Consider the following 13,622-nt stretch of genomic DNA (forward strand, 5'->3'; position numbering starts at 1 on the left):
TCAAATGGGGTTTTTGGTAAGCAAAAAAGGCCTCTTTCTGAGACCTTTGCTGATTTATTTTGTGACAATAATCGGACCGTCTTTGGTAATAATTAGGGTGTGTTCATATTGGGCAACGCGGCTTTGTTCGGTTATATAGGTCCAGCCGTCACCCTTTTCGAGCACTTCCTCTTCATGTGTAGAGATAAATGGTTCAAACGCAATAACCATTCCTTCACGTAACAAGCCACTCTCTGACGGTTCATAATAATTAAAAATATATTCAGGCTTCTCATGAATGGTCCGTCCAATTCCATGGCCCGTAAGGTTTTTGATCACGGTGAATCCTTGTTTTCTAGCCGTCTGATAGACTACTTTCCCCATACCATTTATTTTCGAACCCGGCTTTGCTTTTTTAAGCCCAGCTTCAAAAGCTTCTTGTGCCACTTCACAGATTCTTTTTAGCACAGGATCACCTTCTCCTACCACAATCGAGATGCCTGTATCGGCGAAATAACCGTTTTTGGAACCTGAAACATCAATATTGACGAGGTCCCCCTCTTGAATCACTCGATTTCCCGGTATACCATGGGCTACTTCTTCATTCACACTAATACAAGTATAGCCCGGAAAATCATATTCTCCTTTTGGTGCAGAAATGGCACCTTCTTTTTCAAAAAGTCCGCCGGCAATTTCGTCTAACTCTTTTGTCGTGATACCTGGTTTGGTTTTTTGGACTAACTCATCTCGAATAGCCGCACAAATTCGGCCGATTTCTTTTATGCCATTAATATCTTCTTCTGTTTTTACAATCATGGTAAATCCCCATTCTTAATATTTTGTCATAAAATCTTTTATGTAATAAATTTTACCCGTAGTCTTTTAAAAATCCAAGTCCTAGTCGCGAATGGGCGGGCTTTCGATTAGCGGCAATTAAAAGCAGCCCAATTTAGCTAAAAAGGGCTGCATGACCAATTATTCACCTAAATCAACGTTGTGGTACACTTGTCTTACATCTTCTAAATCTTCAAGTGCATCAATCATCTTTTCGAATTTTGCTTGTCCATCTTCAGGAAGGGTAATTTCATTTTGTGCAAGCATGGTTAATTCAGCAACTGTAAATTCCGTAATGCCGGCATTTTTGAATGCTTCTTGAACAGCATGGAATTGGTCAGGCTCAGCATAAACAATGACCTGTTCCTCTTCTTCAATAATGTCACGAACATCCACATCGGCTTCCATCAAGATTTCAAGGACTTCTTCCTCTGTCTTCCCTTCAATTCCGAAAACAGCTGTGGCATCAAACATATAGGCAACAGAACCACTTACTCCCATATTACCGCCGTTTTTTCCGAAAGCAGCACGCACGTCAGAAGCAGTACGGTTTACGTTATTTGTTAACGCATCAACAATAACCATAGAACCATTTGGTCCAAATCCTTCATACCGAAGCTCGTCATAGCTTTCCTCTGAACCACCCTTTGCTTTTTCAATCGCACGGTCAATAATATGTTTTGGTACACTGTATGTTTTCGCGCGTTCGAGTACAACTTTTAATGCTGTATTGGATTCAGGATCTGGTTCGCCCTGTCTTGCAGCTACATAAATTTCACGGCCAAACTTCGCATAAATACGGCTTGTATTTGCATCTTTAGACGCTTTCTTTTCTTTAATATTATTCCACTTACGTCCCATCGTCTTCCAACTCTCTTTCAACATTGAATCAACTGAAATAATTCACTAAATAATATTATCGTAAAATGGGCAATTTGTTAAGTGTCTACAGAATATCCTCCCGCCAAAAATCAATAAATGACTAAAAAATAGATAAATTTTTATAGGGTTATACCATTTTCTTCTCATAATGAAACGCATTGCACAACAAGCTTTTTAAAATGTGATTTAAATCACATCAAAATACAATGAAAATGATTATCATTTGTATTAGAGAGATTGAAACCTATTTTGGAGTGATAATAATGAATCAAGCAATGAAAACCATTGAGGGTTGGTATAGTTTACATGATTTCCGGAATATTGATTGGCCAAAATGGAAGGCTGCAACTGAAGCACAGCGCGAACAGGCATTAAGTGAATTTAAGGTTCTTTTAAGTAAATGGGAATTGGTCGAGGAAAATAAACAAGGCAGCCATACTGTTTATACGGTTGCAGGACAAAAGGCCGACCTAATGTTTATGATTCTCCGTCCTACAATGAAAGAAATAATTGAAGTGAAAACAGAATTTAATAAAACATTGCTCTCAGATTACACCAAACCTGCTTATTCCTATGTTTCCGTTATCGAAAAAAGCAGTTACTCGCATATGGCGGCTAATCCATTTGAAGATCCTGATATGAGGGCAAAACTTTATCCTTCAATCCCAAAAACAGAATATATTTGCTTTTATCCAATGAGTAAACTTCGCGGTGAAAAAACGAACTGGTTTATGCTTCCTATGGAGGAACGGAAACGGTTAATGTTTGAACATATTGATACAGGAAAACCGTATTCGGAGCAAGTGAAACGGATAGTAACAGGTTCCGTTGGACTTGATGACTATGAATGGGGCGTTTCCCTATTTTGTGATGATGCCCTACAATTTAAAAAATTAATCTATGAAACAAGATTTGATGAGGTCAGCGCTGTTTACGGGATTTTCGGTTCCTTCTATATCGGTAATCTTTTAAGACAAGATCAAATCAATCAATTCTTTCAAATATAGGAAAAAGACGGTTACCCGCCCTCTTTTTTTCTCTTTTCTAGCCAGTTATCTATTTCTGATGTGTTAAACTAAATTTATCCCAGAAATACAAGTGGAGGTAAATTTTATGAATAACCTTGACAAAAAAACACTAATCGCTCAACATCCACTGCTACAAAATTTAATAGCATTGGATGAAGTTTTTTGGGTCAATCCTCATCTTGAAACCGGTAAAAAAGGGATTGAAAAAGCCCTGTTAACCAAGGATGATATTCGTGATGCAGAGGAAAGATTAAAACGATTTGCACCATACATTGCAAAGGTTTTCCCTGAAACGAACGCAACAGATGGTATTATTGAGTCTTCTTTAGTGAAGATTCCTTCGATGAAACAATACCTAGAACAAGCCAACCAGGAATCGATTGAAGGAGAATTATGGTTAAAATGTGACAGCCACCTTCCAATTTCCGGATCGATTAAAGCACGAGGTGGAATTTATGAGGTTTTAAAGCATGCGGAGAAATTGGCAATTGAGCATGGATTATTAAAACTAGAGGATGACTATTCTATCATTGACAGTGATCAGTTTCGCACCTTTTTCTCAGGTTTTTCCATCGCAGTTGGCTCAACCGGAAATTTAGGTCTTAGTATTGGCATTATTAGCGCAAAACTAGGATTTCATGTTACGGTTCATATGTCAGCCGATGCGAAACAATGGAAAAAAGAACTTCTGCGCAGCAAAAATGTTAACGTAATTGAATATGAGGCAGATTATAGTAAAGCAGTTGAAGAAGGAAGATTTCAGGCAGAATCTGATCCGAACTGTTATTTCATCGATGATGAAAATTCCCATGATTTATTTTTAGGATATGCTGTTGCTGCCTCTCGTTTAAAAAAACAACTAGAGGATTTAGCGGTAAGGGTAGATGAAAATCATCCGCTATTTGTTTACCTGCCATGCGGTGTTGGTGGCGGCCCTGGCGGTGTAGCCTTTGGATTAAAACAATTGTTTGGGGATCATGTCCATTGTTTCTTTGCCGAGCCCACACACTCCCCTTGTATGTTGCTTGGGTTGGTAACCGAACTTCACGATAAAATTTCTGTTCAGGATATAGGGATTGATAATTGTACAGATGCCGATGGGTTGGCTGTTGGCAGGCCCTCCGGTTTTGTTGGGAAAACCATGGAGCCTTTTTTAAGTGGCTGTTATACCATCAGTGATGAGCAGCTTTACCAGCTTTTAAAAGAATTAGTGGACCAAGAAGAAATTTACTTAGAACCTTCCGCATTAGCAGGTATGGCGGGTCCGATCCAATTATTTAAAAAAGGTTCTGCTTATCTCACGAAACACAATTTAAAGGATAAGATGAAAAATGCATCCCATATTGTATGGGCAACTGGCGGAAGTATGGTACCGCAAGAAATGCTTGAGGTTTACTATCAAAAAGGGCTTGAACGATCGTCTAAAAATTAATTTTTAAAAAATTAGGCTACCATACTATAGGGTTTCGTTTTGAGGTGCTTTTCTTAAAAAACGTACAGAAACTACATTCGATTGGTAAATTAAATAGTTAAACTCGCCATAGTTGGCGAGTTTATTTATTAGGAATACAAAAACGTTATCGGAATGTATCCGATTGAGGTTCCCTTAAATTTTTGGGTAAAACCCACTCCTTTTTAAAAAAGATGTCTCGTCCTAATCTAGTAACTAGCAAAAGTAAAACATAAGCGAAGATTTTTCTGTTAAATGTAGAATGGAGCTCATTTCGGAGTAAATAAGGGAAGATTTTCCGATTAAGCAAAGAAAAATCCCCCATTTTCAAGTTTTTCGAGTAAATAGACGAAAAATCTTCCTCTATTTAAAGCTTTTTTTATCAATATTTCTAATTAAGCGAAATTGTTCCGTCTATTTATCTGATGGGTGCTTAACCTAATCCCCCAACCTATAAACGGTGCTGCAAATGACAGAAGTTTTGACCTTATTTTTTAATGGTACAATACTTATTGTCCATTATTGCTATGTCAATGTTAATGAAATTTCGTAGAAACCTTGATAAATAAAGAAAAAGACGTATGCCAATTCATACGTCAATTCTTGTGCCTTTTAATCAGGATGCACCCCTTAACGGAACCCTTGAGTATCCATACCCAATGTTTTTTATCATTTTGTCGGTGATGCTTGATAGGCTGTTTCTGTTTCTTCTTCCGGTTCTAACTCTAATTCCTCGATGGCTACAGCACGAGTATGAACGGTATGGTTCCATTCTCTCTGATTCTTTTTTAGAAACCCTAAAATCGTAACAGGAATCCAGGAGAGTCCAAAAATATAGGAAACAAAAAACCAGTGAAGTTTTTTCCCTTTTTTCTCTAAAATCATTGCAAGGATTGGCAAGGATAAATAGGCCGCAATAAAGGTCCCGTAAATCCACCCATCAAAGATGATCGACTTATCGACAACATCTCCTAAAAAGCCATCAACCTCATATACCCCTGTATACGAAAGAAAACCGGCAATTATCAAGATTAATGCCAAAATAGAGCGGGAAGGCATCACTAAGTAGATTGCAGAATCAATAAGCATGAACTTTCGTTTTTTTAACCCTTCGATTAGTAATGGGAGTGTATATCTTGTCATACAGTCAAAATGTCCCTGCATCCAGCGGATTCTCTGTCTAAATGATTGCTTAAAGCCAAGCGGCTTTTCATCATATAGTTTTGCATCGTGAGCCCAAGCGACTCTTTTTCCTGTTTTTAAAATATATCTTTGCGTAAATTCAAGATCTTCTGTTAAGGAAGTGGCCCCCCAGCCAATCTCTTTTAAAACTTTGGTGGTAACCGTAACTCCTGTCCCGCCTAATTGGGCAGTCAAACCTAAATTCTCCCTGACCAATTGATAAATTCGATTCGTTGACCAGTACGCAAATGAATAGGATTTAGTTACCCATGTGTCTTCAGGATTTTTAGAATCCAAGTAGGCTTGAACGACATCATGTCCTTCCATCAGCTTGGAGTTAATAATCTGTAAAAAATCCCTTCCGACCAGGTTATCGGCATCAAACATGACCACTGCATCATAGGAGGTTCCGTCCTCTTCAATCTCCCATAAGCGTTCGAACATCCACTCAAGCCCAAAGCCTTTTCCCTTGCGAGTCAGATCATGTCTTTCCATCGCCTTCACACCTGTAGCACGGACCGCAGATGCTGTGCCGTCTGAGCAATTATCACAAATAACATATACATCATATAAGTCTTTCGGATAGTTTAAATTCTTTAAATTCTCACAAATTTGGCTGATTACATTTTCTTCATTGTGTGCTGCAACAAGGACTGCAAAGCTATTTTTAGGCTCCTTGATGACCGTCTTTTTAAATTTTCGAAGTCCTGCATAACTCATAAAGGTTTGATAGCCGACAAAAAATAGAGATATGGCCTGCACGGCTAATAAAAAAAGGTAAATCCCGAACTCCGAAGCTTGACTCCAGCCATGTGTAAAAACACCATATCCAACCGTCAGCACTAAACAAATTGCCACTAAAATGATAAACATAGTACACCTCAGCTTTAATGGGGTGTGTGTCTGTTACCCCTTTTCAATAAGGGTATCCATAAAGAGCGCTTTTAAAACGGAAGGTTTTAAAACTAAAACTGGTTTTTCGATTCTGGGGTTATATCCGGTATATGATTTTGGCAAGGATAGAAAAGGAACAATTAAAAATGATACTGGCAGGTGCAGGATGAAAGAAAGAACTTCTCAACTCGGACTATTTGTGTTTTTATCGTTATTATTAAAATCACTTTATGTAAAGTATTCGATTATGGATGAGCTAAATATTGTTGGTTTTTTAACAGAAATGGCTTTTTTGTCCTTATTTATTATTACAGTGTCTTCTATTCGAAACAGGGTTTCAAGTATTTTGCTTTTGATCCTGAACTTTGGCTATTCAGTACTTTGCTTAACTACCCTACTCTATTTTGATTACTATAACACCATTTTTACGTATAAATCTTTAGGAGAGATTGATCAGGTTGGAGAAATTTCTGACAGTATTGTTGCACTATTCAAACTCCAATATATATGGTTATTTTTCGATTTTATTTTGCTTTGTTTTTGGCCAAAACTTAAGCGTATTTTACCATTTAGTCAATTACAACTAGGGCCAAAACTTTTCGGGTTAACCATTGCCTTTTTATTATTTTTTACCGGTACAAGCCTATTTTCTTCATCTAAAATCTTAAATGAATTAAGTAAATATGAAAAATTAGGAATTATGGGCTATCAATTTTCCGAGGCGGCAAGTGAAATCCATTCTATTTTTTCAAATAAAGACATAAGCGCAGAATCTTTACAAAATAATTGGCATAGGTCGGATACTGGTACTAGGAGACTTCATGGGATTGCAAAGGATAAAAATCTAATTATTGTTCAATTAGAATCGGTACAAAACTTTTTTATTAACTTAAAAATAAATGGCAAGGAGGTAACTCCTAATTTAAATAAGCTAGTAAAGAGCTCCTATTATTTTCCGCATTTTTACTCCCAAGTGGGAAAAGGTAATACATCAGATGCCGAATTTATTACCAATACATCGATCTATCCTTTAGGAGATGTGCCGATGTCTACTGCAATTGAAGGAAAAGCAGTGCCAAGTCTTCCTAAAATGCTTGAGAGAAATGGCTACCATACCGCTACCTTTCATGCCAATAGTGTTTCTTTTTGGAATCGAAATCAGCTCTATCAGTCATTAGGTTTCAATGAATTTTACGACAAAAAGTATTTTGGTACAGACGATATCATTTCTTATGGTGTGTCAGATGAAGTTATGTACAAAAAAGTCATCGAAAAATTAGCGGGATTCAATCGAAATGGAGAAAAATTTTACGCAAATATTATCGCATTATCCAGTCATTTTCCCTTTAAGCTTCCTGATTCGAAACAGCCCGATACGGTTCAATTACCAAAGGAATATGACAATTCCTTCGTAGGCTCCTATATTAAATCGGTTAGCTATGCGGATTATGCTTTCGGAAAATTTGTCGAGGATTTGAAGCGAGAAGGTCTTTATAAGGACTCCGTAATCGTCATTTATGGTGACCATCAAGGACTGCAAATGAAAAGTGAACAGGATAAACAATTAGTTCAGCAAATTTTCGGGAGAAAATATGATTCTGTTTTAGACCATTTAAATATTCCTTTAATTGTGAAGGTTCCATCAGTGGAAAAAGCGAAGAAGATTCCTACTGTTGGTGGTCTGGTAGATATTTATCCAACCGTTGCGAATCTTTTGGGCCTCAATATTAGTAAACAAATTGTTTTTGGAAATGATTTGCTTAATGCAAGTAAGAATCAAATCGGAATTCGCTTTTATGCCCCGACGGGAACATTTGTGAACCAGTCTTATCGTTTTTCTCCTGGTAAAACCAATGATCAGGGGAAAATTTTAAGTATGAACGGACGAAAAGAAAGGACGGCACCGAATCGTGCCATAGAGGAAGAAAAAAAGATCATCGAATACATGAAACTCTCAGATCAATATGTTAAATCACTGCCAAAACTGAAATGACTTGAGAACAAAAAAGGACAGAGACTTCCCCCTCCGTCCTTTTTTGCATTCTATTTGATATCTAGACTCATACGATTCTCCATTTTTCTTAATAGGAAGGTAAAAATTAAAACTAGGACCAAATAGTAAAATCCAACAACTATATATGTTTGCAGCTGTTGGTAATTGGCTGCTGCTTCACTTAACCCAGAACCCCATAAATCCGACATTCCCACATAGGCTACTAAAGAAGAATCTTTTAACCCAATGATAAATTGATTTCCAAGCGGCGGGATGGAAAATTTAAATGCTTGCGGTAAAATAATCCTCCTCATGGTAAGGGGATAACTCATGCCTAGAGAACGTCCTGCTTCCATTTGACCGCTATCAACAGATTGAATGGCACCTCGAAATATTTCAGCAATATAGGCCCCGTTATGAATGGCTAACGCTAAGGCCCCAGCCCAAAATTGCGAAAGTGTAACAACCGAAGCAATTCCGAAATATAGGATAGCAATTTGTACAATTAAAGGAGTTCCTCGAATTAATCCGATATATAGAGTTGCAAATTTATTTAACCATTTATTTGTAGATATTCTAAAAAATGCAAAAATTAGTCCGATGATACTTCCAATTAATAACGATGTAATGGTTAACCTCAAGGTTAGAAAGGCTGCTTTTGGAAAAACATCAAAGGTGTTTAAAAAAATATCAAAAATAATAATCACCTTCCTATCTTATTGAAAAGGGTGCGATTCAATCCACACCCTTACACTGCTCTTATTCTCCTAAGATATTACGTCCAAACCATTTATCGCTAATTTTTTCATAGGTTCCATCTTTTATGATTTCCTTTAAAGCCTTATTAAGTTTTTCCTTTAATTCCTTATCTTCTTTGCGTACAGCAATGGCTTGGTCATCATGAGTTAACGGTTCTCCAATATCTTTTATTTTAATTGAACCTGCTTTGATAATTGGAAAGCCAACCATTTGATCGGTAATCACCGCATCTAATCTGCCTGTCGGTAGATCCATAAGCGCAGTAATATCACTGTCATATTCTACAACATTCTTTTTATCGGTATAGGTTAATGCCAGGTCCTTATAGGTACTTGCTTTGACAACACCAATCTTCTTTCCTTTTAAATCAGAATCTGAATGAATGCTATTGTTATTTTCAGATACAAACATTTGTGCTCCTGAACGATAATACGTGTCAGTAAAATCAACTGATTTTTTTCTTTCGTCTGTTACTGTCATACTGCCAATAATTGCGTCATATTTTTTTGCTTGCAGTCCCTGTATGAGGGTTTCCCAAGGATTTGTGACAGGAACAGGTTTCATTCCCATTTTCTTAGCAAGCGCTTGTCCGATTTCTACATCGAAGCCTTGTAATTTGCCATTTTCTTTGAAATTAAAAGGTTTGTACAATCCACTCATCGCGTAATGGAATTCTTTTTTCTTTGTTGAGTCAGTACTTGTTTTATTACTGCAGGCTGAGAGCATGAAAGCAGCAATAATAACTCCGATAAATAGACCCATTCCCCATTTCTTTTTCATGATAATCCTCCTCATTATTTTTTATAAAATACTATTTAAAAACTGTTTAGCTTTTTCATGCTTTGGATTAAGAAAGAATTCATTTGGTGGACCTTCTTCTAGAATTTTGCCATTTCCCATAAATACAACTCGGTCGGCAACCTCACGAGCAAAGCCCATTTCATGGGTCACTACAATCATCGTCATCCCTTCTTTAGCGAGTTGCTTCATGACTTGAAGAACTTCACCGACAAGTTCGGGATCCAACGCTGATGTCGGCTCATCAAAGAGCATAATACGAGGTTCCATTGCTAAAGCACGGGCTATAGCTACTCTTTGTTTTTGCCCTCCTGATAAATTCCTTGGATATGCTTGAGCTTTGTCCTTTAAACCTACTTTTTCGAGCAAAACAAGAGCTTTTTCTTTTGCTTGCTGCTTGTCCACTTTCTTTACAAATAAAGGGGCTTCCATAATATTTTCCAGAACGTTCTTATGCGGAAAAAGGTTAAAATGTTGAAATACCATCCCTACTTCTGCCCGGATATTATTCAAATTTGTCTCATTTGGAACAACCCTTTTTCCAAGCAGGGTGATCTCCCCTTGGTCATACAATTCAAGGAAATTAAGGCATCGAAGGAGTGTACTTTTACCTGAACCACTGGCACCAATTAAGACAACAACTTCTCTTTCTTCTACGGTTAAATCAATTCCATCCAACACAGTATTAGAGCCGAATGCTTTTACAAGGTTTTTAACTTGTATCATGTCTACCTCCTTTTGGTGTATATAAATTTTAAGGTTTACTTGGAATTGCGATTTAAGGAATAGCAATCCTTTAAGGCCTTCCTATAAAACTACAAAAGTATTATTACCTTAAATCACACAATTTTTCCTAGTATAGTATTATTTTAAATTGTGTGTGAATTCATTCTAGATTAACATTCAGAATTTTCATTCTCTTCAAATATTATATCAAAAGAAAAAAAGTGCATCTATTAGACAAGGAGTATAGTTTTTTTCTTAAAATTTATACATTTTGTATAAAGAAGATTAAAAATTTCTCCAATAATATATCCTTGATGATTTAATTCCTTAACAAAAAAAGGATCCATCAATGAAGGATCCTGGAATTATTTAATTTACAAATACTAGTAAAAGCCAGAGGTATAAAGAAATGAGGGTAAAAATCATGGTAAGTGGAATCACGATTAAGGTGACTTTCATGTAATCCTTCCATGCAATTGGGATATGATTTTTCTTTAAAATATGCATCCATATTAACGTAGCTAAAGTACCGATTGGCAGAATGAGGGAACCAATATCACTGCCAATAATATTAGATAAGTATACGGTTTTTAATAAGAGTGGGTCTAGTCCCATTTCTGTTAAGGTTAAAGTAGCAACCATTAACGCAGGATGGTTATTAAATATGTTCGATAACACTGCAGTAATAATCCCCATGGTAATACTCGCATGGAACAGGCTATCATTCACAATTGGCTTTAAATGTGCGAGTAAGTAATCCGTTAGACCAATATTATGGAGACCAAATATGATCACATACATACTGAAGGCAAAGATTAAGATATGCCATGGAATCTTGCCGGCTACATCTTTGGGATTAATCTTAAGATAAATCCATCGCCAAATTAATAAAACTAACGAACCTAAAACGGCAACTAATGATACGGATATTCCCATGAAGGAAGCAACAAATAAACTAATTCGAACCAAAAACACAAATAACAGCATATAAATCATGAGTTTCTTTTGTTGTTGAAATAAACTGTCATTACTTTTTTGGAGTGGATGGTAGCGGCGGTTTTTCTGGAGTGGAATCGAATAGGAATGGAAGCGAATTTCTTTTGGTATATCTTTTTTAAAGACTAAATACAATAAATAGGCTAAAAAGAGTAGACCGATCACCCCTGGTACAAACATCATCTCCGTTTGTAAATAAAGGTCCATACCGATAATTTTTAGGGCAATCAGGTTTACGATATTACTAACACCGATCGGTGCACTGGAGGCGGTTGCAATTAAGGCGCCACTTAGAAGGTATGGAATTTTTTGACGACTCTTTAAACCAAGATTTTTTAAAATTAAAATTAAAATAGGTGTAGTAATTAAAATACTTCCATCATTATTAAAGAATAGAGTCATTAAAAAGCAAAGCAACAACGTATACCAAAATAGTCGAATTCCCGATCCCTTTGAAACTTTTAACATGAGAGCAGCAGTCCACTTGAAAAATCCGAAACTTTCAAGCACTATGGCCATGACAATTGTAGCGATGATGGTTATGGCTGCTCCTGTTACTTTTGAACTAATATCCAGTAAATCCCCGGGCGAAACACTTCCGCTAAGGAAAACTATAATGGCTCCGATTGATGCAGGGATTGCCTCGTTCATGTTTTTAGGACGGAGAAATATCAAAACCATGGTAAGGATAAATGATAAGATGGTGATGATTACCGTCGACAACGAATACATGTAAATTTTTCACTCCCTTGATGTCAAACTTCTGATAAAACCTATCTATTTTGCGTTTCGTTCACCCCTTGTCCTTTGATTTATCATACGTAAATTTTGGAGGCTTGAACTAAACGAATATCTCGAATTATTGATAATTCAGCAAAAACCCTACAAATATTTTCTAGATTTTTACCCACTTTTTATCCGTTAGGCACGGAAAGGTTTTGACGTGCCTCGGCCCAGACTTTTAGTAAAAATAAAAAAACCGGTACAGTTGAATGTACCGGTACAATTTTTAATTAAATTTTCTGGATCATTGAAACGATAAGGTTCCAATTTGTTCTATAATCCTATTTAATTATCGTTTTTTACTTTTTTTTTCTAGCGAACCAAGACTCCCTCGGAATACTCTTCTATTTTGGCTGTTACCTATACTTCCCCGATATTTCGACTTTTTCTCAGAATCATGGTCACCCGTGCTACCACTTGAACCATGATTATTATCTTCACAGGAACAGTTGCCCGTGCTGCCATTACTTCCGCTAGATGTATGGCCTCCTGGGTTGGTGTTTGAGCCTTTACTTCCGGCAGATTCATGCTTCCCCTTACTGCCACTTGACCCGCTGCTTATACTGGTATGCTTGCGGCGGTTACCTTTAGAACCTTTGTCTCCATTTGAACTGCCTTTTTTTCCGCTTGAGCTTTTTCGTCCACTTGATCCGCTACTGCCCCAGCTGCCGGAACTGCCGCTGGAACCGCTACTTCCCGAACTACCGCTAGAGCCGTGGCTTCCTTTACTTCCCGAACTTCCGGAACTTCCACGTGATCCACTGCTACCCCTGCTTCCGGAACTGCCGCTGCTTCCTGAGGAACCTGAACGGTGACGTTTTCCTAATGGTCCACGACTTCCTTTGCTTCCACTGGAACCGCTGCTACCGCTACTACCGGAACTGCCGCTGGATCCGCTACTGCCGCTACTACCGCTTGAACCAGAACTACCGCAGCTACATCCAATACTTCCATGACTGCCACCGGATCCGCTGCTGCCGCACGAACCACATGAACCAGAACTACCGCAGCTACATCCACTACTTCCATGACTGCCACTAGATCCGCTGCTTCCACTACTACCGCTAGAGCCGCTACTGCCGTGACTACCGCTGGAACCGCTGCTTCCCGAACTACCACTGGAACCGCTGCTTCCGGAACTACCGCTGGAACCGCTGCTTCCGGAACTACCACTGGAACCGCTGCTTCCGCTACTTCCACTGGAACCGCTGCTTCCGCTACTTCCACTGGAACCGCTGCTTCCCGAACTACCACTGGAACCGCTGCTTCCGGAACTACCACTGGAACCGCTGCTTCCCGAACTACCACTGGAACCGCT

General features: G+C 37.9%; 13 protein-coding genes. 3 read left to right on the forward strand and 10 right to left on the reverse strand.

Annotation, left to right across the window (positions count from 1 at the left end):
- Positions 1–54 precede the first annotated feature (54 nt).
- Positions 55–795, reverse strand: coding sequence for a type I methionyl aminopeptidase (gene map / locus M028_RS0125910; RefSeq protein ID WP_026576446.1), 741 nt, complete (start codon positions 793–795; stop codon positions 55–57).
- Positions 796–954: 159 nt separating this feature from the next.
- Positions 955–1,674 carry a YebC/PmpR family DNA-binding transcriptional regulator gene (locus M028_RS0125915; RefSeq protein ID WP_026576447.1) on the reverse strand — a complete coding sequence of 240 codons (720 nt, stop codon included), beginning with the start codon at positions 1,672–1,674 and terminating at the stop codon, positions 955–957.
- Positions 1,675–1,958: 284 nt separating this feature from the next.
- On the opposite strand from M028_RS0125915, the gene hemQ reads away from it, so the two are divergent.
- Entirely contained in the window at positions 1,959–2,702 is a 744-nt protein-coding gene (gene hemQ, locus M028_RS0125920) for a hydrogen peroxide-dependent heme synthase (RefSeq protein WP_026576448.1), read from the forward strand.
- 106 nt (positions 2,703–2,808) lie between these two features.
- A complete protein-coding gene (locus tag M028_RS0125925; protein ID WP_026576449.1) occupies positions 2,809–4,155 on the forward strand; it encodes a D-serine ammonia-lyase in 1,347 nt (448 codons plus the stop codon).
- Between the two features lie 687 nt (positions 4,156–4,842).
- On the opposite strand, the gene M028_RS0125930 is transcribed toward M028_RS0125925, so the two are convergent.
- On the reverse strand, positions 4,843–6,228 hold the full coding sequence (locus M028_RS0125930) for a glycosyltransferase family 2 protein (protein ID WP_026576450.1): 1,386 nt from the start codon (positions 6,226–6,228) through the stop codon (positions 4,843–4,845).
- A 187-nt stretch (positions 6,229–6,415) separates the two neighbouring features.
- Between M028_RS0125930 and M028_RS31100 the strand changes: the two genes are divergently transcribed.
- The gene (locus tag M028_RS31100; RefSeq protein WP_051591248.1) at positions 6,416–8,242 is read left to right on the forward strand and encodes an LTA synthase family protein; all 1,827 of its coding nucleotides are present in this window, start codon (positions 6,416–6,418) and stop codon (positions 8,240–8,242) included.
- A gap of 50 nt (positions 8,243–8,292) precedes the next feature.
- Here M028_RS31100 and M028_RS0125940 read toward each other — a convergent pair whose 3' ends face one another.
- The 7 genes from M028_RS0125940 to M028_RS33740 all read right to left on the reverse strand — a co-directional run.
- Complete coding sequence (locus M028_RS0125940; protein WP_026576451.1) at positions 8,293–8,940, reverse strand: amino acid ABC transporter permease; 648 nt, start codon at positions 8,938–8,940, stop codon at positions 8,293–8,295.
- 61 nt (positions 8,941–9,001) lie between these two features.
- Entirely contained in the window at positions 9,002–9,781 is a 780-nt protein-coding gene (locus M028_RS0125945) for an ABC transporter substrate-binding protein (protein ID WP_026576452.1), read from the reverse strand.
- Between the two features lie 21 nt (positions 9,782–9,802).
- Positions 9,803–10,525 carry an amino acid ABC transporter ATP-binding protein gene (locus M028_RS0125950; RefSeq protein WP_026576453.1) on the reverse strand — a complete coding sequence of 241 codons (723 nt, stop codon included), beginning with the start codon at positions 10,523–10,525 and terminating at the stop codon, positions 9,803–9,805.
- A gap of 369 nt (positions 10,526–10,894) precedes the next feature.
- Positions 10,895–12,253, reverse strand: a complete 1,359-nt coding sequence (locus M028_RS0125955; protein WP_155925801.1) for an arsenic transporter — start codon at positions 12,251–12,253, stop codon at positions 10,895–10,897.
- Between the two features lie 411 nt (positions 12,254–12,664).
- On the reverse strand, positions 12,665–12,850 hold the full coding sequence (locus M028_RS33730; protein WP_231510895.1) for a hypothetical protein: 186 nt from the start codon (positions 12,848–12,850) through the stop codon (positions 12,665–12,667).
- A gap of 12 nt (positions 12,851–12,862) precedes the next feature.
- The gene (locus M028_RS33735; protein ID WP_026576455.1) at positions 12,863–13,066 is read right to left on the reverse strand and encodes a hypothetical protein; all 204 of its coding nucleotides are present in this window, start codon (positions 13,064–13,066) and stop codon (positions 12,863–12,865) included.
- Between the two features lie 60 nt (positions 13,067–13,126).
- On the reverse strand, positions 13,127–13,622 hold a 496-nt coding region (locus M028_RS33740), incomplete at its 5' end, for a hypothetical protein (protein ID WP_231510896.1).

This window comes from Bacillus sp. UNC438CL73TsuS30 (assembly GCF_000482325.1).
In the GTDB taxonomy this organism is placed as follows: domain Bacteria; phylum Bacillota; class Bacilli; order Bacillales; family Cytobacillaceae; genus Neobacillus.